At 35.3% G+C, this 23,571-nt stretch carries 30 protein-coding genes and 1 pseudogene; 20 read left to right on the top strand and 11 right to left on the bottom strand.

The genetic code is table 11. The features are described 5' to 3' along the window. Window positions 1–51: 51 nt before the first annotated feature. The 4 genes from QNJ66_RS01105 to QNJ66_RS01090 all read right to left on the bottom strand — a co-directional run bounded on the left by QNJ66_RS01105 (window position 52) and on the right by QNJ66_RS01090 (window position 1,386). Window positions 52–177 carry a type II toxin-antitoxin system PemK/MazF family toxin gene (locus QNJ66_RS01105; protein WP_300502204.1) on the bottom strand — a complete coding sequence of 42 codons (126 nt, stop codon included), beginning with the start codon at window positions 175–177 and terminating at the stop codon, window positions 52–54. Between the two features lie 67 nt (window positions 178–244). After that, entirely contained in the window at window positions 245–625 is a 381-nt protein-coding gene (locus tag QNJ66_RS01100) for a DsrE family protein (RefSeq protein ID WP_300502201.1), read from the bottom strand. 8 nt (window positions 626–633) lie between these two features. Further along, window positions 634–1,044, bottom strand: coding sequence for a DsrE family protein (locus QNJ66_RS01095; protein ID WP_300502198.1), 411 nt, complete (start codon window positions 1,042–1,044; stop codon window positions 634–636). Window positions 1,045–1,065: 21 nt separating this feature from the next. Then, window positions 1,066–1,386: a DsrE family protein gene (locus QNJ66_RS01090; RefSeq protein WP_300502195.1), complete on the bottom strand. Its 321-nt coding sequence runs from the start codon at window positions 1,384–1,386 to the stop codon at window positions 1,066–1,068. Window positions 1,387–1,860: 474 nt separating this feature from the next. Here QNJ66_RS01090 and QNJ66_RS01085 point away from each other — a divergent pair, with 474 nt between their 5' ends. Then, a complete protein-coding gene (locus QNJ66_RS01085) occupies window positions 1,861–2,043 on the top strand; it encodes a hypothetical protein (protein ID WP_300502192.1) in 183 nt (60 codons plus the stop codon). 136 nt (window positions 2,044–2,179) lie between these two features. Here the strand turns inward: QNJ66_RS01085 and QNJ66_RS01080 are convergent, their stop codons facing one another. From QNJ66_RS01080 to QNJ66_RS01070, 3 genes and pseudogenes are all read right to left on the bottom strand, one after another. Next, window positions 2,180–2,335 carry an isochorismate synthase gene (locus QNJ66_RS01080; protein ID WP_300502189.1) on the bottom strand — a complete coding sequence of 52 codons (156 nt, stop codon included), beginning with the start codon at window positions 2,333–2,335 and terminating at the stop codon, window positions 2,180–2,182. 245 nt (window positions 2,336–2,580) lie between these two features. Beyond that, window positions 2,581–2,796: pseudogene (locus QNJ66_RS01075) on the bottom strand (DUF29 family protein); the annotation flags it as partial. A gap of 40 nt (window positions 2,797–2,836) precedes the next feature. Beyond that, window positions 2,837–4,948, bottom strand: a complete 2,112-nt coding sequence (locus QNJ66_RS01070) for a TIGR00300 family protein (RefSeq protein WP_300502186.1) — start codon at window positions 4,946–4,948, stop codon at window positions 2,837–2,839. Window positions 4,949–5,636: 688 nt separating this feature from the next. On the opposite strand from QNJ66_RS01070, the gene QNJ66_RS01065 reads away from it, so the two are divergent. From QNJ66_RS01065 to QNJ66_RS01040, 6 genes are all read left to right on the top strand, one after another. After that, the gene (locus tag QNJ66_RS01065; RefSeq protein ID WP_300502184.1) at window positions 5,637–5,933 is read left to right on the top strand and encodes a type II toxin-antitoxin system RelE/ParE family toxin; all 297 of its coding nucleotides are present in this window, start codon (window positions 5,637–5,639) and stop codon (window positions 5,931–5,933) included. Window positions 5,934–5,936: 3 nt separating this feature from the next. Further along, window positions 5,937–6,230: an addiction module antidote protein gene (locus tag QNJ66_RS01060; protein ID WP_300502181.1), complete on the top strand. Its 294-nt coding sequence runs from the start codon at window positions 5,937–5,939 to the stop codon at window positions 6,228–6,230. A 150-nt stretch (window positions 6,231–6,380) separates the two neighbouring features. Continuing rightward, entirely contained in the window at window positions 6,381–6,497 is a 117-nt protein-coding gene (locus QNJ66_RS01055) for a PEP-CTERM sorting domain-containing protein (protein ID WP_300502178.1), read from the top strand. A gap of 216 nt (window positions 6,498–6,713) precedes the next feature. Then, on the top strand, window positions 6,714–6,881 hold the full coding sequence (locus QNJ66_RS01050) for a type II toxin-antitoxin system HicB family antitoxin (protein WP_300502176.1): 168 nt from the start codon (window positions 6,714–6,716) through the stop codon (window positions 6,879–6,881). 49 nt (window positions 6,882–6,930) lie between these two features. After that, the gene (locus QNJ66_RS01045) at window positions 6,931–7,179 is read left to right on the top strand and encodes a hypothetical protein (protein ID WP_300502173.1); all 249 of its coding nucleotides are present in this window, start codon (window positions 6,931–6,933) and stop codon (window positions 7,177–7,179) included. Window positions 7,180–7,191: 12 nt separating this feature from the next. Then, entirely contained in the window at window positions 7,192–7,701 is a 510-nt protein-coding gene (locus QNJ66_RS01040; protein WP_300502170.1) for a hypothetical protein, read from the top strand. Between the two features lie 69 nt (window positions 7,702–7,770). On the opposite strand, the gene lipB is transcribed toward QNJ66_RS01040, so the two are convergent. Next, window positions 7,771–8,430 carry a lipoyl(octanoyl) transferase LipB gene (lipB, locus tag QNJ66_RS01035; protein ID WP_300502167.1) on the bottom strand — a complete coding sequence of 220 codons (660 nt, stop codon included), beginning with the start codon at window positions 8,428–8,430 and terminating at the stop codon, window positions 7,771–7,773. A gap of 517 nt (window positions 8,431–8,947) precedes the next feature. On the opposite strand from lipB, the gene raiA reads away from it, so the two are divergent. From raiA to dcm, 9 genes are all read left to right on the top strand, one after another. Continuing rightward, window positions 8,948–9,547: a ribosome-associated translation inhibitor RaiA gene (gene raiA, locus QNJ66_RS01030; protein WP_300502164.1), complete on the top strand. Its 600-nt coding sequence runs from the start codon at window positions 8,948–8,950 to the stop codon at window positions 9,545–9,547. A gap of 160 nt (window positions 9,548–9,707) precedes the next feature. Next, complete coding sequence (locus QNJ66_RS01025) at window positions 9,708–10,898, top strand: NAD(P)/FAD-dependent oxidoreductase (RefSeq protein WP_300502161.1); 1,191 nt, start codon at window positions 9,708–9,710, stop codon at window positions 10,896–10,898. A gap of 25 nt (window positions 10,899–10,923) precedes the next feature. Next, the gene (locus tag QNJ66_RS01020; RefSeq protein ID WP_300502158.1) at window positions 10,924–11,625 is read left to right on the top strand and encodes an HAD-IA family hydrolase; all 702 of its coding nucleotides are present in this window, start codon (window positions 10,924–10,926) and stop codon (window positions 11,623–11,625) included. A gap of 311 nt (window positions 11,626–11,936) precedes the next feature. Continuing rightward, window positions 11,937–12,815, top strand: coding sequence for an NAD(P)-dependent oxidoreductase (locus QNJ66_RS01015; RefSeq protein ID WP_300502155.1), 879 nt, complete (start codon window positions 11,937–11,939; stop codon window positions 12,813–12,815). Window positions 12,816–12,912: 97 nt separating this feature from the next. After that, window positions 12,913–14,526 (top strand): 2-isopropylmalate synthase, encoded by a 1,614-nt coding sequence (locus QNJ66_RS01010; protein WP_300502152.1) that lies wholly within the window; start codon window positions 12,913–12,915, stop codon window positions 14,524–14,526. Window positions 14,527–14,618: 92 nt separating this feature from the next. Further along, window positions 14,619–14,975: a nucleotidyltransferase domain-containing protein gene (locus QNJ66_RS01005; protein ID WP_300502150.1), complete on the top strand. Its 357-nt coding sequence runs from the start codon at window positions 14,619–14,621 to the stop codon at window positions 14,973–14,975. Beyond that, window positions 14,957–15,427: a hypothetical protein gene (locus tag QNJ66_RS01000; RefSeq protein WP_300502148.1), complete on the top strand. Its 471-nt coding sequence runs from the start codon at window positions 14,957–14,959 to the stop codon at window positions 15,425–15,427. The genes QNJ66_RS01005 and QNJ66_RS01000 overlap by 19 nt, the downstream gene beginning before the upstream one ends. 271 nt (window positions 15,428–15,698) lie before the next feature. Beyond that, window positions 15,699–16,127, top strand: coding sequence for a hypothetical protein (locus tag QNJ66_RS00995; protein ID WP_300502146.1), 429 nt, complete (start codon window positions 15,699–15,701; stop codon window positions 16,125–16,127). Window positions 16,128–16,145: 18 nt separating this feature from the next. Next, entirely contained in the window at window positions 16,146–17,414 is a 1,269-nt protein-coding gene (gene dcm / locus QNJ66_RS00990; RefSeq protein ID WP_300502143.1) for a DNA (cytosine-5-)-methyltransferase, read from the top strand. Between the two features lie 17 nt (window positions 17,415–17,431). Here dcm and QNJ66_RS00985 read toward each other — a convergent pair whose 3' ends face one another. Both QNJ66_RS00985 and QNJ66_RS00980 read right to left on the bottom strand, forming a co-directional pair. Next, window positions 17,432–17,620 (bottom strand): hypothetical protein, encoded by a 189-nt coding sequence (locus tag QNJ66_RS00985; protein ID WP_300502140.1) that lies wholly within the window; start codon window positions 17,618–17,620, stop codon window positions 17,432–17,434. Between the two features lie 254 nt (window positions 17,621–17,874). Further along, window positions 17,875–18,540: a pentapeptide repeat-containing protein gene (locus tag QNJ66_RS00980; RefSeq protein ID WP_300502138.1), complete on the bottom strand. Its 666-nt coding sequence runs from the start codon at window positions 18,538–18,540 to the stop codon at window positions 17,875–17,877. A 263-nt stretch (window positions 18,541–18,803) separates the two neighbouring features. Here QNJ66_RS00980 and QNJ66_RS00975 point away from each other — a divergent pair, with 263 nt between their 5' ends. Both QNJ66_RS00975 and QNJ66_RS00970 read left to right on the top strand, forming a co-directional pair. Then, a complete protein-coding gene (locus tag QNJ66_RS00975; RefSeq protein ID WP_300502135.1) occupies window positions 18,804–19,658 on the top strand; it encodes an Hpt domain-containing protein in 855 nt (284 codons plus the stop codon). 167 nt (window positions 19,659–19,825) lie between these two features. Then, the gene (locus QNJ66_RS00970; protein ID WP_300502132.1) at window positions 19,826–20,725 is read left to right on the top strand and encodes an amino acid ABC transporter substrate-binding protein; all 900 of its coding nucleotides are present in this window, start codon (window positions 19,826–19,828) and stop codon (window positions 20,723–20,725) included. A 428-nt stretch (window positions 20,726–21,153) separates the two neighbouring features. Here QNJ66_RS00970 and QNJ66_RS00965 read toward each other — a convergent pair whose 3' ends face one another. Next, window positions 21,154–21,273 (bottom strand): photosystem II reaction center protein Ycf12, encoded by a 120-nt coding sequence (locus QNJ66_RS00965; RefSeq protein WP_300502129.1) that lies wholly within the window; start codon window positions 21,271–21,273, stop codon window positions 21,154–21,156. A 131-nt stretch (window positions 21,274–21,404) separates the two neighbouring features. Between QNJ66_RS00965 and QNJ66_RS00960 the strand changes: the two genes are divergently transcribed. Both QNJ66_RS00960 and QNJ66_RS00955 read left to right on the top strand, forming a co-directional pair. Beyond that, window positions 21,405–22,946 carry a SagB/ThcOx family dehydrogenase gene (locus QNJ66_RS00960; RefSeq protein ID WP_300502127.1) on the top strand — a complete coding sequence of 514 codons (1,542 nt, stop codon included), beginning with the start codon at window positions 21,405–21,407 and terminating at the stop codon, window positions 22,944–22,946. 225 nt (window positions 22,947–23,171) lie between these two features. Next, entirely contained in the window at window positions 23,172–23,447 is a 276-nt protein-coding gene (locus QNJ66_RS00955) for a hypothetical protein (RefSeq protein ID WP_300502125.1), read from the top strand. The last annotated feature ends 124 nt before the right edge of the window (window positions 23,448–23,571 follow it).

Here is a 23,571-nt window from a genome sequence, read left to right as displayed (position 1 = left end):
CACCAAGTGTAAAAAGTAAACAAAACCGAATTTTAAAGGGCTGAAACCCTATTAAATTCGTTTATTAGATCGATATGTAGTGCAAGGAACAGCCAAAACGACGGAACTATAAGCATTGATTGCGTCACGACTGACAATAATCACTGGACGAGTCCCCCCTTGCTCTGAACCTTCCACCAGTTATTATTTTCATCTTTCATCAATTATTGAGAAGGGTCAATTATATGAATTGACCCCACTGAATTTACCAATGCCAAACTTGTTCGTATTGATCAAATAAACCAGGTAATTCTTTAAAGGATATTTTTTCAATTCCTTCTAATAATTTACCTTCGGGAATACCTCGTTTAGAAATGTCTTCACTGATAGCATAAACTTTCATGCCTTTGTCAAGACATTGTTGTAAATCTTTATCAAGTTTAGCAGGAAAACTTTGCTTCCATTCCCCAAAAGAAAGCCCTTCAACTACTTGTCCTTTGACGGCATAATTAACCGCATTAGCCCGTAAAACAATATCAACGTCACCGCCGATACTTTCTAACACTTGAATAAACCAAACAACGGGATCGTCTTGTTCTTCAATGGTACAACGATAAGCGGATTGAATTACTTGTAATACTTTCATATTGCTCCTTATTTTGTGCCAATAACTAAGGTTCCACTTGCTTCTTTAGACCATTCCCAAAAGTCTTTGGGTGCGCCACGACGACAACCTTCTACCGCCTCGTTAACTCCTCTCTCATCGACGCAAAGCCCACAATTAACCCATTCTAATTCACAGCCTTTACTTTTTGCTTTATTAAGTAAAGCTGTGACCCAATCTTTAGTTAAAGGATGATTTTCTTCGTCAAAAGTACGACCATGCACACTATTAGCATGGGGTTTTTGGTGGGCAAATGCTAAAGAAACACCCCCTTCATAAGTAAATACTTTAACATCGTGTCCTTTATCTAAGGCAGCATCAATCATACGAAAAGCAGTGGTGGTTCTGGCCTGTTCAAAGGGACCATCCATTAACAAAAAACTTAGAACTTTTTTACTCATTTACTTGGTTTCTCCTATTACTTATAACCACATCATTTTTTGTCCTTCACCCATGGCATCCACAATAGATGCAACGGTAGAAACTTCTATTTTAGCCCCTAATTCTGTGGTGTCAATTCCTCTTTCATCTAAGGAAAATTTATCCACTAATAACTTCACTTTCTCCAGATTTGTTAATCCTTGAGAAGCAACAGCAGAACGAGAAGCTAACACACCATTTTCGATTAAAAATAAGGTAACATCATTACCAGCATTAGCTAGGTCAGAAGCGAGATTATAGTTATTGTTGACCTCTGGATAATCCAAAGGACTTTGTGATTCAATTAGAAAATATTTAGCCATTGATTACTAGGTTGTAACTAATTTAAAGATGGATCAACTTATCATCTGATGATGAGATGATTAAGAACCTTTGTTGTTCTTGTTGTTATCAATCTCATTGATGCTAATGGCTATCAATATTGCATCTCCAACCATCAACTTCTCTCACAACCCTATCACTCACTTTTGGACTAACTGTTAATTTTTCCAAATTAATGAAGATTTGCCCACATTTTGACTATCGTTTGTTACAATTGAGGTGTCTTGTTAAGGTTCATTCCCTAGAGCTTAAATATCTTGCTGTTCGAGAACTGCAAGGTCATCTAGGTGGTCTTTCAAGACAGTGAATGCTAATGGAGACAGATAGTCAGAAGAAATGACTGTCATAATTTGGGAAAATTTTATAATATTTCTAGAATCTGGCGGTTAAATTTCAATCTAATCGATCTACTCTGTTAAGTGCAGTTACATGCAATTGATTCTAGGTGGTGTGAGATGTTAGAGCGTTTTTTATTAGCAAGTACGGTAACGTGGTTGCTTTATATGTCATTGCAGTTGGGGCAATCTCCTGTAACCCCGAAGGCTATTCATCAAACAGCTAATCGTGTTACTATTGAGGAACCTATGGTATCTTCCAATGATCCTCAGTTCGGTAAGTTTACAGTAGCTCAAAAGTAAGCATTTTGCTTTACAGATGAAGCCGTTGTCGTTACCTCGCACACCAAAAATTTTACAATCAAATATCAGGGGCGAACATTAGTTCGCCCCTGATATTTGAAAATTGTTGTTAATTCAGAAACATCAATCAACAACTTTAAGCGGTTTCGTTAGCTTCTGTTTCGATATACGGTTTACAATCATAAGGCTGTACACCAATGTCTTTATAGTCGTCTTTAGGTGGACTAAAAATTCTGGCAAAGCCTTCTGCGAGATATTGGATAAATCCTTGTAACATATCATTAAGTTTCATACCCTATGCCTCCACTGCTGATGAAATAAGTATTAATTCATTTTCCACTTTTTAGTTAAAAGAGAATTGTTTTTCTCTCCTCTCTATTCTCATTATCTAATCAGAAGATTAACTTTTTACTATTTTCGTAATAAATATTGAATTTTCTTTATAATACTTTGTTAACCGACGGGGATCATTTTCAGTGATATCAACAATAGCAGTTTTCAATTGGGTGTGGGAAGTGTGGGAAGTATTAATATTTTTTTATTATCTTTAAGATTAAGAGATTTAATTTTTATAATAGAATCTCGAATAGAAACAGCCCAAGAATTAGTTAATAGTTGTTCAACTTGGTTTTTAATTAAATGAATTAGCAATCTTACTAAAAAACTTTGTATTGTTTCCAAGATTGCTTTTTTGCTCATTTTCTCTAATTCATCGATAATTTCTAATGCTTCTTGATAACGTCCTTCGTTAATATATTAAGAGTGAGGTGGGCAATGCCCACCCTACAAATATCTAAACAGTTCCCACCAAAGGATAAGGATGAGTTAACTTATCTAACTGTTGTATCAGTAAACTGAGGAATAAACCCACATCAGTAACGATACCCACAGACTCCACAGAACCGCGATCGCTTAATTTGGTGACCACAGCAGGGTTAATGTCCACACAAACCATTTTCACGCCAGCAGGAGTCATATTACCCACGCCAATACTGTGTAACATGGTGGATAACATCAAAATCATGTCTGCGCCTTGAATTAACTCAGCATAGCGACTTTGTGCATTAATTAAGTCCATTTCTGTGTCGGGTAAGGGACCATCATCGCGGATGGAACCAGCTAAAACGAAGGGAACGTTATTCTTAACGCATTCGTACATCACCCCTTTGCTGATCGCACCTTGTTCTACGGCTTGAGTAATACTACCATAACGGCGCACTGTATTAATAACCTTGAGGTGATGACGGTGGCCACCACTGACAGGGACTCCTCGCTGCATATCTACACCCAAAGAGGTTCCCATCATTGCTTGTTCGATATCATGAACAGCGATGGCATTACCACCCAATAGGGCGTGAATATAACCGTTTCGGATTAATTTTGCGAGGTGTTGCGCCCCACCGGTATGAATGACAACAGGACCGGCTGTTACCGCCACTTTACCGCCTTGATCACGCACTTGGCGCATTTCCCAGGCTATTTGTTCTACCAATAATTCTACCCGACGTTCGCTGGAAACCCCGGCACCCATAAAGGTAAATTCTTGTTTACCGTTGCGTTGATCCCGATCTTCTGCTTGTCTGACGGTACGAATACCATCAAAACCAACCATGACATGATCACCTACGGCGAGATCCCGTAATAGTTTACATTCTGCCGTCATTTTTTGGGGATCAACCACAATAGCAGCATCCATGCGCTGATTTTGTACTTTCACCCATTGGCAGTTAACTCTGACTTCTGTGGGATAGATGGTACTCACATAGAAGTCATCGGGAGCGACACCTGCTAAGCCAACGGTTTCGGTGTTGATGTCACATACTTCTTGGGGTGGGGCAACGGCACCAAGATCGATCAATTGTGTCATAATTTCTTCCATGACATCGTGATCCGGTGCAGAGACGCGAACTTGTGCAGCAGATGTGCTTTGTCTTTCTATTCCTAAGTCAAAGTTAAGTACCTTGAAACTGCCCCCGTTTTCGACAATATTATCTAGGGCTTTGTTCATGATACCGGCATCTAAAAGGTGTCCGGTGATTTGAATGGTTCGAGTTTCAACTGGGGTACTGGCATGAACATCTTCTAAAACGGGTTCATTAACTCGTAGGGTTAAACATTTGGCTGCCCCACCTGCTTTAAGAAACTCGGATAAGGGGGTTTGGACTACTTCAAAACCGGCATCATTTAACCGTTGTTGTAAGCTTTCGCTTATTTGGTTCATGATGATGGTGTGGTTAATGTTAACCGCGTTACAAGCGAATTTTACTGCGTCTGGTTCTTCGACCACAATACGCTTTTCTTGGGGGATACGTAGTTCTATTAAGCGGTTGGAATAGGAGTCAAAAGCGGGGGGATAGTAGAGTAAATAACCGCCGGTTAGGGGACAGAAACAGGTATCGAGATGATAGAAGCGTTCATCTATGAGGCGTAGGGATAATACTTCTGTGTCTAACCATTGCGCTATATAAGGGTGGGAGTCTAACTCTGATCTAAACCCATATCCGGCCCATAACCAGCGGCCTTCTCTGTCAAATAAAGCGTCGCCGGCACCTTCAAAGGGTAAGTCTTTGGGGAGTTCAAATACGTTGAACCCATTGTTCGCAAACCATTCTTTGAAGTAGGGTTCTTCTCCTTGTCTTTCTTTGTGATAAAAACGACTGACAATGGCATTATCTCCTAATACCAGTCCTGCGTTGGCGGTAAATACCATGTCAGGCCAGCCTTTTTGGGGTTCCACTAATTCTACGATCGCTCGTTCTTTGATGGCGTGATGTAGTTGGTTCCATTGTTCTACGGAGCGATCGCGGGTTGATTTATGTATATTCCCTTCCATCCAAGGATTGATCACATAATCTACATCATAGTGGTCTGGGGCGCACATTAAAATACGAATCTGATCTGCCATAATAGTCTTCAATTAAGCTAAATTTAGATATGTTCGTCGATGTTATGCAGTTTGTCGCCTCCTCACTGATACTGAATAACCCAACTTATCATCATACCGTGAATTTGACGTTAAAAGTGGTTGCTCTGGCTTTTTAGGGTGGAGAAAATTTTGTATAGGATCAGGACTAATATGGACTTCTCCAGAAATTAACTTTAAACCTTAATATTGATGATAATAAGACCAATAATTATAAGATTAGCCAACAACGATATACAAAGACCATAAATATAACTTATTAATTTTGTCTTATCTTTTTTTCGAGGATGATCCGAAGTAGTTATTTTCTTCAGCAAAAAAACAAGCATGGTTAATTCAACCATAGTATACAAAATCCACAAACAGAAAAGTACCAACGCGACAAAAAGGACAAAGACAGGCTCAGAAGAGGATCGTGAGTAAAGAAAATAACTTAAAAAAATAATAAGTATTTTAACTAATATAGGAATTGAGAAAGGAATTAGAAATTTGTTTGTGTTTATCATAATCTTTACAGTAGGGTGGGTTAGACGGCGATAATTCAGGTGATCACAGGAATCTAACAATCCGTCGTAACCCACCAAAATCAGGTTTTGTGGTGTATTATTGCACTTTAAGCAACCTGATAACTATAGTTGACAATTTTGGGTATTTGAAATACAGTGAACCTATGCTCGAAGTTCGTCAAACAGAAATTTTTGCCAACTGGTTTAAACGTTTAAGAGATCGTAGGGCTAAGGCTCGTATACAAGCGCGTATTGACCGCCTGGAAATGGGCAACTTTGGTGATGTTAGTCCAGTAGGAGAAGGGGTGAGCGAGCTTCGTATTAATTACGGGCCTGGCTACAGGGTGTACTTTGTGCAACGTGGACTCGTAGTTGTTGTACTTTTATGTGGTGGCGATAAAAGCTCCCAAAATTCTGATATTACCAAAGCGAAAAAACTTGCTCAACAATTGGAGGATTAAATAATGGCTATTCAAACTACTCGTTGGGACTCAGCAGAACACCTTAAAACAGAAGAAGACGTTCAATTGTATTTAGAGGCGTGTCTTGAAGAAGCTGGAGATGATCCGGCTTTAATTATTCATGCTTTTGGTGTAATTGCTCGGGCCAAGAATATGAGTCAGTTAGCCCGAGATACAGGGTTAAGCAGAGAAGGGTTATACAAGGCATTATCTCCTGATGGCAACCCTACTTTTTCCACGGTAGCTAAAGTAGCTAAAGCCCTCGGTTTTAAGCTGACAGTTGAACCTCTAGGTTAACTTTTAACTCTAAAAATTACTGTTGCGCAACAGAACAAATGTTCGCAACCACTCCATAAAATATAGTTTCCGAAACGGTTAACTCTAAAAATTACTGTTGCGCAATAGAACAAATACTCATTACCAGTCCAGAAAATATAGTTTCCCAAAGTGCTTTTTGAGGAATTTCAACCTATTGAATCTACTCCCGAACCCACCAGTATTTTAGGATTATTATTAATGGGTGGTGTTAGTTTATTAGCAAAACGTCAAAAATCCATCAAATAAAATAACTTGTAGGGGCATAATATTATTATGCCCTGATATTATGCTTTTTCTAGGATTAAAAAACATCGAACAATATTTTTATAGCAATCAGGTTTCAGTTGCGATAAAATTAGCTTTCTGGTTTTAACAGTGTTAAACCCCTACAAGGAAGAATATATAATTACTGATTGCTCTAGTAAGATATAATGATAAATGATAATATTTAATTTTTTTAAAATGCGCTACAAAGTTAGATTACAGGAAAGCGAAGAGGGATATGCAATCTGGTGTCCTAGTTTACCAGGATGTTGGTCCCAAGGTGAAACAAAAGAAGAGGCGATCGAAAACATTAAAGATGCGATTAAAATCTATTTGGAGACAGTTGAAGAATTGAATGTGGTATGATCAAAGAAACTGAATAAACTCAACCAGTTACAATCAATAATTTTTTATTATGAATCCAACGGTCATCACTCAAATAAACTTAGATAATTTATTAAAAGAAGCTAAACAAGAAACCCTATTGATGATAGAAAATAGGATTGATATCAGTGATAGTTCTATTATTACTCCTTTAGAATGGATTGCTAATCAATACCCAGAAATAGCTGAAGATTGTAATCAGTGTTTAATGGAATTAATAAAAGAACAACTGACTTTAAATAATGAACAGTCTGAAGTAGAAATTATTAACGAATTTTGATGGTAAATTTTAATGAATTGGAATAAATTTTTATCTGAAGGAGAAAAAGCAGTTAGACTGATTCGTGAGGGTTTAAAAAAGAGAAATATTAACGCAGGTGAATCAATTATAACTCCTTTTAAAACCGATGAAGATATTCCTATCTATAATGAAACGGGAGAAAAACTGTTTTGGATCTCTGTAAAAACAGTTTCTGGATATATAAAAGATCCTATCAGACAAATGCCTTCTAATTACCAAGGTTGGATGTGTGGGGAAGTAGAAAGTAAGCAATGGATTAATCCACCAGCAGTGATTATTTGGTACTGTCTTAATACTAACACTGCTTGGGGAACAATAACACCAAAACGTCTTAGTACAAAATGGATTATTTTTCCAGATAGATATGGAAAAGTAATCGATAAACGTAAAACAAATCTAACAGGAAAAATTCATTATCTCTATCCGTCTTATTGTGTTCCAACTAAGGAAATTATTAACAAACAGGAAGTTATTAATTATATTCAAAAGCTATCTCTATGAACAAAAAACCAATTCAAGATCGGTCTTCAAGACTTAAAAAAAAGAATAAGAATCTTATAAGAATCTTATCTAAATTATTTCAATGGTAAAAACTTGTGCAAATATTTCAATAACTTTTGCTTCTATTTCTTCTAAAGTTATTCCAGGTATAAATTGTTGTAAACTACCTACAGCTTTATCTTCAATACCACAAGGAATAATGTTGTCAAATCCTTGTAAATCGGGACAAACATTAATAGAAAATCCGTGCATAGTAATCCAACGTTTAACTTTAATACCAATAGCTGCTACTTTGCAATTATTAATCCAAATTCCTGTTAAACCTGGTATTCTTTTTCCTGGCAGTTGATAATAGTTTAAAACTTGAATAATTACTTCTTCCAGTTGTCTTAAATACCAGTGTAAATCCTGTTGATAGTAACGTAAATTAAGAATAGGATAACCCACTAATTGACCCGGACAATGATAGGTGACTTCTCCCCCCCTTTCTGTGCGATAAACTGGAATTTTACTCTGTTTCGGGTCAAATTTAATAAACTTGGTGTTAGAACCTGTCCCTAACGTATAAACGGGGGGATGTTCTAATAATAATAAGGTGTCTTCTAAGCTAGGATAGTCTAGACGTTGTTTGATAAGTGATCGCTGCATATCCCAGGCCGCTTCGTAGGACATTATACCTAACTTTTGCAGTATACACCGTCTGGGTTCAAATAAAGTTGCAGTTGACATGACTATTGACAAAGTTTTGAGAAAAAATATTGAAGAAAGATGAAGAGATGCAAAGGAACATAAAAAGAAAACAAAAACAGATGTTTAGAACAATACAAAGTGCTAGGCTAAAAGTATACAGAGTTTGTCTTGGAGAAAGGCATTGAAAGAAACGCCACCAAAAGAGGTTTTAGGTTTTTCTTAGCAATTCTTGCCCTAGCCAACTAACGAATTGTTTAGGGTGAAGATTGGGGACTGGTATCAGGGAGAGAAATAAGACTATTCAAGCTATTATTGAACTCTCGCCCTTCTATCATAAGAATATCTTAATTCGGGTTAAATTAAGCAATCAAGCAAACCCAATTAAGAGAGTAGAAAAGAGGTCAAGGAATTTATGAATCAACCAAGGTATCCGACTCCATTGTTATTGAATTAATCCGATGATAGGGATTAGTATATGTCAGCAAAAAGGAGAGGAATTATCCTCAGTTTTCTCTTTTAATTCTACAACAGCGAAACAAAGAATGGAGTATTGAGTATGAAGCTTTTAATTCAAGGCAATAATATTGATGTAACCGAATCGATCAATGATTACGTCAAACAAAAACTAGAAAAAGCAGTCAAACATTATCAAACTTTTACTACAAAAGTTGATGTTCACTTATCTGTTGCTAAAAATGCCCGCATTAATGATAAGCATAAAGCAGAGGTAACAGTTTATGCTAATGGTACTGTGATTCGGGCGCAAGAGGGCAGTGAAAATCTTTATGCAAGTATTGATTTAGTTTCCGATAAAATTGCCCGTCAGCTTCGTAAATATAAAGAGAAAGTCAGCAATCATAAGCCTCAATCTTCTGTGAAAATGCCAGAAGTTTTGCCAGAAAAAGAAGTCTCAGGGGATTTAATTGGCAGTCGTGAAGCAGAATTACCACCCGAAGTGATTCGCATGAAATATTTTGCTATGCCGTCCATGTCCATTGAAGAAGCAAAACACCAACTAGAATTAGTAGATCATGATTTCTATATGTTTCGTAATCAAGAAACTGAGGAGATTAATGTTATCTATATGAGAAATCATGGTGGTTTTGGTGTTATACAACCCCGTGAACCCAATGAGAATGATAACACAAGTGCGTAATTAATTAGAGCTTCACAAGATGATCTAGAGGAAATTTTGAGGGGAATAAAATGATTTATTCCCCTTTTTTCTTATTTTGTCTTAAACCCTGTCCTTAACGACGGGGTCTAGTTCTCTAAAATGTTAAGATATATTATGAACCGTATCATAAAGGCAATTTATGAGTGAACAACCATTACGCATTTGCATTGTCGGGGGAGGGTTTGGGGGACTATACACCGCTTTACGTCTCACCCAGTTTACTTGGGAAGACGATCAGACTCCCGAAATTATCTTAATTGATAAAAACGATCGCTTCTTATTTACTCCCCTTCTCTATGAGTTAATAACAGAAGAGATGCAAACTTGGGAAATAGCCCCCCCTTATGAGGAACTTTTAGCAGATACACCGATTCGCTTTCATCAGGGGTGTGTAACTGGCATTGATATCGAAAATAAACAACTAGAATTAGATAATCTTAATAGTCTACATTATGACCGTTTAGTGTTAGCAATGGGCGGAAAAACACCATTAGATAATTTTAGTGGTGTTAAAGATTATGGGATTCCTTTTCGTACTTTAGAAGATGCTTATCGTATCAAAGAAAGATTACGTTTATTAGAGGAGAAAGAAGCGGAAAAAATTCGTGTTGCCATCGTTGGGGGTGGATATAGCGGTGTAGAATTAGCTTGTAAATTGGCAGATAGGTTAGGGAATATTGGGCGCATTAGATTAATAGAACGAGGAAAAAAAATACTCAGTAATTCTCCCGAATTTAACCAAGAAGTTGCAGAAAATGCTTTAGAATATAGAAAAGTATTTATTGATCTTGAAACAGAAGTAACCCAGGTTAACTCTGATAGTATTTCTTTATCTTATAAAGGTAAAATTGATACAATTCCCGTAGATTTAGTGTTGTGGACTGTGGGAACACAAGTGATAGAAATGGTAAAAGAATTACCTTTAGAAAAGCACAGTAATGGACTGTTAAAAATAACACCTGAATTACAAGCTATTGATCATCCCGAAATTTTTGCTATTGGTGATTTAGCTGCTTGTTATGATGAATCTCAGCAGCCAATTCCTGCAACAGCACAAACTGCTTTTCAACAGTCTGATTATTGTGGGTGGAATCTTTGGGCTTCGATTACTAATCGTCCTTTATTACCTTTTGCTTATCAACCGTTAGGAGAAATGATGGCTTTAGGGATAGATAATGCTACATTATCAGGGTTAGGAATTAACTTGGATGGTTCATTAGGTTATATTGCCAGACGCTTAATTTATTTATATCGTTTACCAACCCTAAAACATCAAATTAATGTTGGTCTTAATTGGATGACTAAACCATTAACTGAATTGTTTTTATAATTGTTATAAATTTAAGAGAGAGTTTATGAAACAACCAAAAGTTATTTTTTTAGATGCTGTTGGAACTTTATTTGGGGTTAAAGGAAGTGTGGGGGAAGTATATCGTTATCTCGCTGCACAGGTTGGGGTAGAGTGTGATGCTTTCCTTTTGGAAAAGGTGTTTTATAAACAGTTTAAAAAATCTCCTCCCTTAGCGTTTCCAGGGGTGGATATTATGACTGTTTCAGACTTAGAATATCAATGGTGGTATCGGGTGGCTTATGATACTTATAAAGAAGCAAATGTCATGGATAAATTTGATGATTTTGATGGCTTTTTTAGACAACTTTATGACTATTTTGCCACCCCTCATCCTTGGTTTCTTTATACCGATGTTTTTCCAGCTTTACAACATTGGCAAAACCAGGGTATAACATTAGGAATTATCTCAAATTTTGATAGTAGAATTTATGAGGTACTGAATATTTTTGGGTTAACTAAATTTTTCCAAACTATAACCATTTCTTCTACTACAGGAACAGCAAAACCTGATTGTAATATCTTTATTAAAGCTTTAGAAAAACACGATTGCAAACCAGAAGAAACTTGGCATATTGGAGATAGTAAAAAAGAAGATTATAATGGTGCAAAAAATGCTGGAATTAATCCTTTTTTATTAGAAAGAAATGAGGAAATATCTAGGTCAGATTATACAATTATTGATTCAATGGAAAGACTAATTGTATGAGAGAAAAGTTGATTATACTTCATTAGAAACCTTTGTAGGGTTGGCAATACTAGAGTTATATTTAGATCAGGTTTACTACTTTAATGACTATTTTCTACTTTATTAGTCAATTAAAATTACACTGGTTAATTATGTGATAAAAATATCAACAATTTTTAGAATAGTTAAAAAAGATATTTAGTTTGACCACCCTACCCTACAATTTCAAGATAGAATAAAAAGAGGTGGGCAAAATATCAACAAATTTTAGAATAGTTAGAAAGAGATGTTGATTTTGTCCAGTCTACATTACAATATAGAATCAAAATCAAATGAAAAAACTTTTAGTTACAGGTTCAAGCGGATTTTTGGGTTATAATCTTTGTGGATATGCTCAACAAACTTGGAAAGTTTATGGCACTTATTATAATCATAAACTTAACTCAGATAAAATTAATTATGTCAAGGTTGACGTTACAACTATTGACGAATTACAGATAATATTTAAGCAAATAAAACCCGATGCAGTGATTCATTTAGCAGCAGCATCAAAACCTAATTATTGTCAAAATAATCCAGAAGATTCCTATAAAATAAATGTAACTGCTTCTGTCAATATTGCTAAATTATGCGCTGATTTGAATATTCCTTGTGTTTTCACATCAACTGATTTAGTTTTTGATGGTTTAAATGCTCCCTATAAAGAAAGTGATCCCGTTTCTCCTATTAGTTATTATGGAGAACAAAAAATCAAAGCAGAACAAGAAATGTTAGCTATTTATCCCAAAATAGTTATCTGTAGAATGCCCTTAATGTTTGGTATTCCATCACCCTATGCAGCTAGTTTTATTGAGTTCTTTTTAAAGACTTTTCGAGAATGCAAAAAGTTAAGTCTTTTTACAGACGAATATCGAACACCCGTCAGTGGTTTAAGCGCAGCCAAAGGACTATTATTAGCCTTAGAAAAGTGCGAAGGTGAGATAATAAATTTAGGAGGGAAAGAAAGAATTTCTCGTTATGAATTTGGGCATTTAATGGCAGAAGTATTTAACTTTTCTCAACAACTAATTACCCCTTGTTTACAAAAAGATGTAGTCATGGCTGCCCCGCGATCGCCTGATACATCTTTAGACAGTTCCAAAGGGTTTAAATTAGGTTATGAACCCTTGTCTTTAAAAGAAGAATTAGAACAATTAAAAAATAAAATATAAATAAACCGCAAAGCATCCACCTATTCTAACTTTAACGCTAAGATATAATAGAGAAGTAAAAATTTTGTCCTTGATGAAATCCCCTTAAGTCGTCCTTATGAGCAGTCAACCCGATCGCATTATCATATTTGATACCACCCTCAGAGACGGAGAACAGTCCCCAGGTGCAAGTTTAACGGTTGAAGAAAAACTTACCATTGCTCGCGCTTTAGCACGACTTGGGGTCGATATAATAGAAGCAGGTTTCCCCTATGCAAGTCCAGGTGATTTTCAAGCAGTACAGAAAATTGCTGAAACTGTAGGCACAGAAAACGGTCCGAGAATATGTGGGTTAGCAAGAGCATCTAAAAAAGATATTAAAGCAGCAGGAGAAGCTCTAAAACCGGCCTTTAAGTCCCGTATTCATACATTTATCGCTACTTCTGACATTCATCTCCAGCATAAACTGAAAAAAACACGGTCTGAAGTCTTAGATATTGTGCCGGAAATGGTCGCTTATGCCAAAACCTTCACCGATGATATAGAATTCTCTCCAGAAGATGCAGGCCGTAGTGATCCTGAGTTCATGTATCAGGTACTAGAAACAGCTATCGCAGCCGGTGCAACCACACTTAATATTCCCGACACCGTAGGTTATACCACTCCTAGCGAGTTCGGCGCAATCATCAAAGGGATCAAAGATAATGTCCCCAACATTGACCAAGCGATCATCTCAGTGCATGGTCATGATGATCTCGGTTTAGCTGTGGCCAACTTCCTAGAAGCGGTCAAAAATGGAGCTAGACAGCTAGAATGTACCATTAACGGTATAGGGGAACGTGCCGGCAATGCAGCCCTGGAAGAGTTGGTTATGGCTCTTCATGTGCGTCGTCAATATTTTAACCCATTCTTAGGTCGTGCGGTTGATTCCACTGCACCTTTAACCCAGATTAACACCCAAGAAATTTACAAAACCTCTCGTCTGGTATCTAACCTGACTGGAATGATTGTACAGCCAAATAAAGCTATTGTGGGAGCCAATGCTTTTGCTCATGAGTCCGGTATCCATCAAGACGGGGTTCTTAAAAATAAGTTAACCTACGAGATTATGGATGCAGAGTCCATCGGGTTGACTAATAATCAGATTGTACTGGGTAAACTTTCGGGACGCAATGCTTTTCGCACCCGTTTGAGTGAGTTAGGGTTTGAGTTGTCGGATAATGAGTTAAATAACGCTTTTTTACGGTTTAAAGAGGTGGCCGATAAGAAAAAAGAGATCACAGACTGGGATCTTGAGGCCATTGTTAACGATGAGATTCAACAAGCACCAGAATTGTTCCGTCTCGAATTAGTACAAGTATCCTCTGGTGATCACGCTGCCCCCACCGCTACTGTTACCCTAAGAACTCCTGATGGGGAAGAGTTAACCGATGCTGCCATCGGTACTGGTCCAGTGGATGCTGTTTATAAAGCCATCAACCGCGTTGTCAATGTTCCTAATGAGTTGATCGAGTTTTCGGTTAAGTCGGTTACTGCTGGTATCGATGCAATGGGAGAGGTTACCATCAGGTTACGTCATCAAGGACGCATTTATTCAGGTTATGCAGCTAATACTGACATTATAACTGCTTCTGCCCGTGCTTATATTAGCGCGTTAAATCGTCTTTATGGAGCGATTCAAGAACAATCTAAGGTTAAAGCTTCTAAAGCTGTTTTAACCTCTCAAGGTTAAAAAAATACGCAATAGAGAGACAAATGGAAGTGGTTGCAACTGCTTCCATTTTTTTATTTTTTTGAGGATTTTTTGATTTTCAACCATTGATAATGAGCAATTTTTTTTCATCTGAGAAACTAGATAAAATTATTAGCGATCGCAGTTTAAAATTAGAAAAAGAACGACAACTTATCCTGAATAAAACAAAAGAATGGTTAGATAAAAATGGTTCAGAGTATGGAATCAAAAAAGCCTATATTTTCGGTTCTGTTACCTATCCTAACAAATTTCATCAAAACTCAGATGTTGATGTAGCGGTTGAGGAAATAAACCCTGACAAACATTTTTTAGCCATTAGTTTTTTATCCACTTATTTAGAGAGAGAAGTTGATATAATTAAACTCAATCACTGTCATTTTGCTGATCGTATTCGTCAAAAAGGTATCTTATGGATGAAAACACCTTAATTATTTTCAAAACTGATATTAATGCACAGATGGAACTGATCAAAAAAATTCATCAAACGTTAAATGATAGAAGTATCGGATTAACTGCTGATGATATGATTCGTTTAGAAAGTGTTGCTTATCATATTCACAACCTATACAGTGCAGTAGAAGATTTACTGAAAATTGTTGCTACTTATTTTGAAAATAATATTACAGAAACAGCCAAGTTTAATATTGCTTTATTAACCAGAATGACTCAAAATATTCCTAATATTCGTCCAGCATTAATCTCTCAAGAAACATTTTTAATGTTAAATGGTTTAAGAGGTTTTAGACACTTTTTTCGTCATGCTTATGGAACTCCTATTGAATATGAACAGTTAAAAAACAACCTAGATAAATCGATAAATATTTTACCTCTTTTAGAAAAAGATGTTGATACTTTTCTCAACACAATTTCTCAAATTTAGAAGATAAAAGCATCAAATTTTCCATTTTCTTCCAATCTTCATCACTTGCAGTTTCCCAAAAAATAAAGTCTTGTTCTAATGTTTCTATTTTATTGCATAATCTAAAAAACTACAAATCCAAACTTATTTTTATTCCTTTCATTTACCGTTATTTTTCAGCAATTTTTCATGCTTAAAATTACTTTATAACAACTAAAAAATGATTGCTATATTTTGAACAATAACCTGAATGATCGAGTTTCTTAATTATTATGTATTGAGTAAAAATTATATGAACAAATTATATGATTATCATGGGAACAAAGAAGAATTAGTTAAACAGATACTAAAACAAAAAGATAGTATCAATCTTCCTCAGAATATACCCGAAACCTTAACAGAAGATTACAAAATCTCTCGAACACTCGATAATTATTTAGAAGACTATTTTGATATTAATAGTCAATTTACATCCATATCTAATGTTGATATAAAAATTGATAAAATATTAGCTAAATTTATTCAAGAAGTCATGGATGGTGTATCCCAAGAAAAAGATAAGTTTAGAAAAGCAATGAATACTAAAAAGAAAAGATTTAAAAATATTTTTGAATTTTCAAAAAGTGAAAACTTATATTTATCTAATATTTATACTAGGTTTATATCTGAAAATTTAGGTCACAATAGGAAAAATACTATATATAATAGTGTTAGATTATAAGAGTGTAAAAATAAAATTATGAAAAAAGTAACACTAGAACAAGCTTCAGAAATATTAGGAATTGCTCCTAATATTCTAAGAACTTGGGAAAAGAAAAAATTAATACAAGGTGAAAACAATAATAATATTCGTTTATTTGATTTAGATTTACTAAAATCAGTTCAAAATAATCTAAATGGTAATAATTCAGGAAGAGAATTTAAAATCTTAAAATCTCCAGAAAAAACTGAATTTAAAACCATAGAATTATTTGCCGGTTGTGGGGGAATGGCACTAGGTTTAGAAAATGCTGGACTGCATCATCAATTATTAGTAGAAAAATCAAAAGATTGTGTTAATACATTAGAAAAAAATAGACAAAATTGGAATATTTCACAAGAAGATGTAAGTAATATAGACTTTAAACAATATCATGGAAAAATAGATATTGTCTCCGGTGGTTTTCCCTGTCAAGCATTTAGTTATGCAGGAAAAGGAAAGGGTGTTGAAGATACAAGAGGAACCTTATTTTTTCAATTCGCTCGTTGTTTAGCAGAAGTTGAACCTAAAATAGCGATCGCAGAAAATGTCAGGGGACTGTTATCCCATAAAAAAGGTCAAACCCTAGAAATCATCTTAAATACCTTCAAAGAATTGGGTTATAATCCTTATTATGAAGTTATTAGCGCACAATTTTTAGACGTTCCCCAAAAACGTGATCGCTTAATTATTATTGCTTGTCGTCAAGACCTAAATATTACACCTATTTTTCCCATAAAAAATAACTATACAATCTCTTTAAAAGAAACATTAAAAAATTGTCCAACCTCTCCAGGAGTTAAATATAATGAGCGAAAAAAAACTATAATGTCATTAGTTCCCCCAGGAGGAAACTGGAGAAACTTACCCCTAGAAGTGCAAAAAGATTACATGAAAAATAGCTTTTATAAAGGAGGAGGAAGAACAGGTTTTGCGAAACGTTTATCCTGGGATGAACCCTGTTTAACTATTACTTGTAGTCCAGCACAAACCCAAACAGAAAGATGTCACCCAGAAGAACTTAGACCCCTCAATATTAGAGAATATGCGAGAATTCAAACCTTTCCTGATAACTGGGAGTTTACGGGATCATTAACTTCCCAATATCGACAAATTGGTAATGCAGTTCCTGTTAATATGGCCTATCATCTAGGAAAATGTCTTATTAAAATGCTAACGAAAAAAGTCGATAAAAATAACAGTATTCAAAGCATAAAAAAACAAAAAAGTCAACTAAAACAGTTATCTATTCCTGGCTTAAATTATTAAACTATCAATAGGAATTATTATTTTTGAGACGGTTTAGGAGGTAATGGAGGTAACCCAGGTGACTCAGGTACAGGAATAGTAATGTTAATTTCCTTTTCTTCAAAGAATAGTTGGTCAATAATTTGCGGAGCGATCGCTGCTAGAATGGTAGCAATACCAGCAACAATGGCTGTGATGATAGCAATTTTTGTTTGGTTGTCAGACATTATTATTAAACTCTTCCAAGATTTAATCCCAATGTACCCATTTTTAGGGCAAAAGCCATCAATATAAACTGTTTTCTATCTCTTACGTTTCTTATTGTGTTTCAGGAGATTTTCACAACACTTTGATTCATTGAAATTAAACACTACAAAAAATCAATGAATTAATCAATCATTCCTTAAAAAAATTATTATTGTGTCTGATGATAAAGATCATAATCAGAATAGAGAATGCTAAAAATTCTATATTCTAAATTTCAGTCATGAACACTGCCATCAGGTAAAGTGGCCCCTTTAAGAATAGTTCCGGTTAATTTCACCATAATACGATTACCCGATCCAACTTTTGCTCCAGTTAGATCAGCCTCACTGAGATCAGCACCACTTAAATCAGCACCTACTAAATTAACTTGTTGTAGATTAGCAGATCGCAAATTAGCTCGCAATAAATTGGCCCGAAAGAGATTTGCGCGAAACAAATTCGCTTCTTCTAAATTAATTTTATGTAAGAAGGTGTCACTGAGATCAGCGTAACTCAAATCAGCTTTAATTAACTTACGTCCAGAAAGATCCTTTTCCTTTAAATTAGCACCTTTCAAATCAGCCCCACTCCAATCGCGATAATAAGGGCGTTGGGCTTGATTTCGAGAATAACCACTGTGGGGATAAGTCGAGGGTTTTTGGCGCGGTACAGAGACAGTTTTGGAGGGATGAGACACTATTTGATGGGTTTTCAGTTGTTCTCGGGCGTGATTAATCTCTTGTAACTTAGCCATTGCTTTGGCCAACAATCTATCATTGTTTTTCGGTAGGCGATCGGGATGCCAAATAAAAGCCAAATCTCGGTAAGCTTCATTAATTTCCTCAAGGGAGGCACCAACTTCTAATCCCAGTACTCTATAATACCGTTCTATCTCTTTCATTACCACGCAACTCAACGACAAGGACAACAATTTAGACCGAATGGGACAATTAGAAAAAATCCCCGTCCAAACTGACTCTACCTTTTAGGATAAGTGCTGTTTTAGGAAATTGGGCTTAAAAGATAAAAAAATCTGAGTATAGTTATCAGCAAATCTTAACAGTTTTTGATGATACTGATGATCCCATTAAAGTCTGGTGTTATGTTTTGCTAATTTCAGGGAAATATAAAATTGTACGCTCAAGGTTCATAGGGGGAACGATTGTGGATCAGCAAAAAATATTGGGTTATTTTATTGAAGAAGCCAAGGAACATCTAGAAACCCTTGAAACGGGACTTTTAGAATTATCTGCTGTGGTGGAAGATCAAGAACGACTCAATGAGATGTTTCGGGCAGCCCATTCTATTAAAGGGGGGGCGGCCATGTTAGGTTATAGTAGTATTCAGAAAATTGCTCACCGATTAGAAGATTCTTTTAAAATTCTCAGAGAAAACAAGATTTCTACGGATCAAAAGTTAGAATCTTTATTCTTAAAAGGATACGATGTTTTGCAGAATTTAATTGAAAAACTCCAAGGAACTTTTGGACTCAATGCAGACGAAGCGAATAAAATTGTTGAAGAAGCAGAACCTTTTTTTAAAGAACTTCAAGCCTATTTAACTCAAATTCTGGATAACGATCAGAGTTTTAGTTCTAGTAATGAAGATGTTTTTGCTCAGGTCAGAGAATTGTTAACTCAAATGTTATCCTTATTTCAGAAAAAAGCAAATACAAAAAGTCGTCAAAGTTTACAAAAGATATGTACTCAATTGGGTAAGCTTTTTCCTGATATTGAAAGTTGGCAAGATTTAACGCAAACTGCCTCATCCGCCATTGGCAACCCTCAACATTCTTATGCGACCCTTGCTCCTGTTATTATTAAAGAATTAAAAGAAAATAGCGATTATATTGAACTAAAAAAAGAAAATAAAGTTGAAACTGGTGAGGCTTTAGAACAATTAGCCGAGGCTACATTACCTTATGTTCTAGTTAGTTTAGATACCGCTCATATTGCCAAAACTTTACGTAATGTTTTAAATCATCAACAGTTATCTAAATTATCTCAAGCTTTAACTTAGTCAGATACTTTTACCTTAACAGGAGAGGTAATTATCCATTGTTCATTATTGAAACACCCTAGCACTTTTTTCAACAACTCATAGAATTATTTTTGGTCAATTTTTAGTTGAAACTTAATTGACTTCTGTGCAGTCTATGGCCTTAAAATTGTTTGAGGAAAAAAGTGATGAAGAAAAAATTTGTTTTATTTGCTTTAACTTTATTATTAACTGCAACTTCTCAAGGTGCAAGTTGGGCTGGTGAAATTCTCGAAAAAATAAAACAAACAGGGGTTATCACCGCAGGAACTCGTAAAGATGCTACTCCTTTTGCTTACATCAATGAAAAGGGAGAATGGGTAGGTTACTCTATTGATATTCTAGAAATTATTCGTCAAGATGTAGAAAAAAGATTAGGTCAACCTATTCGACTAAAATTAGTAGAAGTTACGCCACAAAATCGTTTTTATAAAGTTAAAAATAAAGAAATTGATATAGAATGTGCTTCTTCTACTTTTACTTGGCAAAGAGATGCAATTGTTGATTTTTCTGTTAGTTATTTTGCCAGTGGCACAAAAATTTTGAGGAAAAAAGGAAGTAATTTAGAGACAATTGATTCTTTAGCAGGTCGGAGAATTGGAGTTGTTCCTAATACAACTAATGAAAACGCGATTAAAATGCAACAACCTGCTGCAATTATTATTCCTATTAAAGATAGACTAGAAGGGTTAGAAAAACTGAAAAAAGGAGAAATAGAAGCTATTGCTGGAGATGGGATTGTTTTAGAAGGATTAAGATTAGAAACTAATAATGGCGATCGTTTTGAAGTGGTTCCGGAGTTTCCTTATATGTATGAAGCTTATGCTTGTATGATTCCTCAAGATGAATCAGCTTGGCGAGGTATGGTAAATTATAGTCTAGTTAAGTTTATGCAAGGTATTATTAGTGATCAACCTGAACAAGTAGAAATGTATGAAAAATGGTTTGAAGAAGAGACAGGGGTTGCACCTTATTCTAGGGAAGCAATTAATGATTATTTTCAAGGTATTGTTGATGGTTATGAATGGATTCCTTTAATTAGTTATTAGTTTAATCAGTGAACAGTTAACAGTTAACAGTGAACAGTGAACAGTTACCAGTTATCAGTCATCATTTACCAGTTACCAGTTACCAGTTATCGGTGTTTGATATTGTCCCTCTTTTGAGAGGGTTTTTTTCTAATATTTGAGACTAAATTATCCAGTTTTGATATAATTCAACTAAGTTAGGGAAAAATTGTTAGAGTAATGAGAATCATAAGTATAAAATCTCTTAATTGATGTGAATTTATCTCACTACAAATTACACTCTTTGAGGTTAAGTAGATTCGGAGTACCTCACCAATGATACTGGTAACTGCTAACTGGTAACTGCTAAAACGAGATTCCTCGGAGTAACAACTAAAGAAGTAAAAATACCTCCCTAAGAGTAGGAAGGTATGAATCAAAGAAGAAAAATTGAACTTCAATGTGATTTTTTAGAGATCACCACCCCGAAACGCCAACAAAGCGATGACGATAGGGCCAGCAATAACAATCAAGCCAACAAAACTTAATTGGAAAATCGGTTCTAAATTAAGGGCAGCTAATAACTCCATTATGTTCTCCTAAATCTACCTATTGAATAATATTTAAGGGCAAAAGGGCCAAAAAAACCATAGTGCCTGAATCACCGTACCATAGAAGAAGTTAAAATTAAAACACACGCATCAAGACGAAACTAACATTTATGCCAGATTTGTCAAACTCCATCGCCACTCACTACCATCAACGCACAAAATACGATCCCCAAACCATTGCGAGTAAAAACAAGGGATTAGATTGGTCACAACAACCCATTCCTTTTAAAACCTATAAAATTGGCAAATCTTACGATCTGACTCCTTATTTATCAGCAGATTTGCCCAATAGTCCCGACGCTTTACAATGGCGACGACTATCACGCCTGTTTGGTTGTAGTTATGGGTTGACGGCTAAAATTCCCACTATGGGTACACCTGTATATTTAAGGGCTGCCCCCTCCGCCGGTGGACTCTATCCGGCAGAAGTTTATCTAATTTCTCGGGGAACCCCCTTGTTACCGGCTGGACTCTATAATTATCAACCTCAAAGTCACAGTTTGTTACATTTTTGGGATAGTGATGTTTGGGAGAATTTACAACAAGGTTGCGTCTCCCATGAAGCGTTAGAAAATACAGAATTAGCTATTGTCACAACAGCTATCTTTTATAGGTCTTCTTGGCGGTATGAAGATCGGGCTTATCGGCGTATTTGTTTAGATACAGGTCATTTATTAGGTAACATTGAATTAGCTTGTACAATGACCGATTATCGCCCCCATTTAATCGGTGGTTTTGTCGATCATCTTGTCAATGAACTATTCTATTTTAATCCCGAAGAAGAAGGGGTAATTACAGTGATTCCTTTAACAGATTTACTATCAGAAAATAGTGAAAATGTCGATATATTAAAACCCACGGCTTTACCTTCAAACATTAAAACAGATTACCCAGAGGTTTCCGATGGAGATTTATTATATTATTTTCATCAGTCCACAGAAATTAAGGAATTAGAAGGAAATGAAGTTAAAAAGATACAAGATAAAACTGATAATTTAGAAGATAAATATAATTTCCCTTTTTGTTTAAAAGTTTCTACAGAAAGCACAGCTATTGACTGGGAAAATAATCTAGATGCCCTGGAAAGAACTATTTTAAAACGACGTTCTACAAGGGCTTATACAGGGGAAGAATTAACCCTAGATGAGTTAAAATCTTTATTACATTTTACCTATCAACCTCAAGATTATGTTACTCAAGGATTTGATAAAAATCCTGACTATTTTGATCTAAGTTTGATTGAAACTTTTGTTGCAGTTTCTGGAGTAGAGGGGTTAGAAGCAGGTTGTTATTATTATGCTCCCAAAGCACAGGAATTAAGACAAATTCGCTTCAAAAACTTTCGCCGTGAGTTACATTATCTTTGTTTAGGACAAGATTTAGGAAGGGATGCTGGAGCAATTATTTTTCATACCGCAGACTTAGAAAAAGCAGTGAAAAAATATGGCGATCGCGTCTATCGTTATTTACATTTAGATGCAGGACATTTAGGGCAAAGATTAAATTTAGCTGCCATACATCTTAATTTAGGGGTGAGTGGAATTGGTGGATTTTTTGATGATCAAGTCAATGAAGTTTTAGGTATTCCTGAAGATGAAGCAGTTATTTATATTACCACTTTAGGACGACCCAAATATCAATCTTTAGCATGAAAAGCTAACACTGATTAGTTATAGATTATCAGTGATTAAATTGACAGTAATATACATTATTTTGATGACTACAATAAATCGGTCATCTCTTATATTTTTCCTCTTTCTGGGCAATTATTAGCTTATCAGAAATGTCATGAATTTATGACATTTCTGATTGACATTTTATTATATATCGGTTAGGTTATATGCAAAAAAATTAGATTGAAACTAAACATTAATGACATGAAGAAAACTCTATTAGTTCCCCATGAGTATCTAAAAGTTTTATGCCAGCGATGGTTGACTTTAGTATTAAGTATGGTGATATCTATTAGTTTTCTTTCTCTTATTTATTATCTGATTAAAAAAGTAGACAATGCTCAGAAAGAAACGTCCTTGAATATTGCTTATGCCATGGATAAAAATTTGCAGTTGATTTATTCACAACTGTTAGTAAATTTAGTAGAAGAAGTGGCTCAATACAATTGGGTAAAAGCAATAAATTTAGCCCAAAAATAGAACCTTTACCAACTGATATAACTGTGTCTAATATTGTAAAAATGTCGCTAAAAAATTCATGAAAGTGGGGATTTAGAGAAGAATAAATAAACAATTTTTATTTTGCCGATTTACAACAACTACA

Origin of the sequence: Crocosphaera sp., assembly GCF_030064895.1 — a bacterium.
Classification (GTDB): domain Bacteria; phylum Cyanobacteriota; class Cyanobacteriia; order Cyanobacteriales; family Microcystaceae; genus Crocosphaera.
Note: the sequence above shows the minus strand (reverse complement) of the source record. Positions and strands in the feature narration are given on the sequence as shown.

Bases quoted from the DNA above. Each gene is read 5' to 3' on its own strand.
- QNJ66_RS01100 (WP_300502201.1), bottom strand. From the start codon at position 625: ATGAAAGTATTACAAGTAATTCAATCCGCTTATCGTTGTACCATTGAA.
- QNJ66_RS01095 (WP_300502198.1), bottom strand. From the start codon at position 1,044: ATGAGTAAAAAAGTTCTAAGTTTTTTGTTAATGGATGGTCCCTTTGAA.
- QNJ66_RS01090 (WP_300502195.1), bottom strand. From the start codon at position 1,386: ATGGCTAAATATTTTCTAATTGAATCACAAAGTCCTTTGGATTATCCA.
- QNJ66_RS01085 (WP_300502192.1), top strand. From the start codon at position 1,861: ATGTTAGAGCGTTTTTTATTAGCAAGTACGGTAACGTGGTTGCTTTAT.
- QNJ66_RS01080 (WP_300502189.1), bottom strand. From the start codon at position 2,335: ATGAAACTTAATGATATGTTACAAGGATTTATCCAATATCTCGCAGAA.
- QNJ66_RS01070 (WP_300502186.1), bottom strand. From the start codon at position 4,948: ATGGCAGATCAGATTCGTATTTTAATGTGCGCCCCAGACCACTATGAT.
- QNJ66_RS01065 (WP_300502184.1), top strand. From the start codon at position 5,637: ATGCTCGAAGTTCGTCAAACAGAAATTTTTGCCAACTGGTTTAAACGT.
- QNJ66_RS01060 (WP_300502181.1), top strand. From the start codon at position 5,937: ATGGCTATTCAAACTACTCGTTGGGACTCAGCAGAACACCTTAAAACA.
- QNJ66_RS01050 (WP_300502176.1), top strand. From the start codon at position 6,714: ATGCGCTACAAAGTTAGATTACAGGAAAGCGAAGAGGGATATGCAATC.
- QNJ66_RS01045 (WP_300502173.1), top strand. From the start codon at position 6,931: ATGAATCCAACGGTCATCACTCAAATAAACTTAGATAATTTATTAAAA.
- QNJ66_RS01040 (WP_300502170.1), top strand. From the start codon at position 7,192: ATGAATTGGAATAAATTTTTATCTGAAGGAGAAAAAGCAGTTAGACTG.
- lipB (WP_300502167.1), bottom strand. From the start codon at position 8,430: ATGTCAACTGCAACTTTATTTGAACCCAGACGGTGTATACTGCAAAAG.
- raiA (WP_300502164.1), top strand. From the start codon at position 8,948: ATGAAGCTTTTAATTCAAGGCAATAATATTGATGTAACCGAATCGATC.
- QNJ66_RS01025 (WP_300502161.1), top strand. From the start codon at position 9,708: ATGAGTGAACAACCATTACGCATTTGCATTGTCGGGGGAGGGTTTGGG.
- QNJ66_RS01020 (WP_300502158.1), top strand. From the start codon at position 10,924: ATGAAACAACCAAAAGTTATTTTTTTAGATGCTGTTGGAACTTTATTT.
- QNJ66_RS01015 (WP_300502155.1), top strand. From the start codon at position 11,937: ATGAAAAAACTTTTAGTTACAGGTTCAAGCGGATTTTTGGGTTATAAT.
- QNJ66_RS01010 (WP_300502152.1), top strand. From the start codon at position 12,913: ATGAGCAGTCAACCCGATCGCATTATCATATTTGATACCACCCTCAGA.
- QNJ66_RS01005 (WP_300502150.1), top strand. From the start codon at position 14,619: ATGAGCAATTTTTTTTCATCTGAGAAACTAGATAAAATTATTAGCGAT.
- QNJ66_RS01000 (WP_300502148.1), top strand. From the start codon at position 14,957: ATGGATGAAAACACCTTAATTATTTTCAAAACTGATATTAATGCACAG.
- QNJ66_RS00995 (WP_300502146.1), top strand. From the start codon at position 15,699: ATGAACAAATTATATGATTATCATGGGAACAAAGAAGAATTAGTTAAA.
- dcm (WP_300502143.1), top strand. From the start codon at position 16,146: ATGAAAAAAGTAACACTAGAACAAGCTTCAGAAATATTAGGAATTGCT.
- QNJ66_RS00985 (WP_300502140.1), bottom strand. From the start codon at position 17,620: ATGTCTGACAACCAAACAAAAATTGCTATCATCACAGCCATTGTTGCT.
- QNJ66_RS00980 (WP_300502138.1), bottom strand. From the start codon at position 18,540: ATGAAAGAGATAGAACGGTATTATAGAGTACTGGGATTAGAAGTTGGT.
- QNJ66_RS00970 (WP_300502132.1), top strand. From the start codon at position 19,826: ATGAAGAAAAAATTTGTTTTATTTGCTTTAACTTTATTATTAACTGCA.
- QNJ66_RS00965 (WP_300502129.1), bottom strand. From the start codon at position 21,273: ATGGAGTTATTAGCTGCCCTTAATTTAGAACCGATTTTCCAATTAAGT.
- QNJ66_RS00960 (WP_300502127.1), top strand. From the start codon at position 21,405: ATGCCAGATTTGTCAAACTCCATCGCCACTCACTACCATCAACGCACA.
- QNJ66_RS00955 (WP_300502125.1), top strand. From the start codon at position 23,172: ATGAAGAAAACTCTATTAGTTCCCCATGAGTATCTAAAAGTTTTATGC.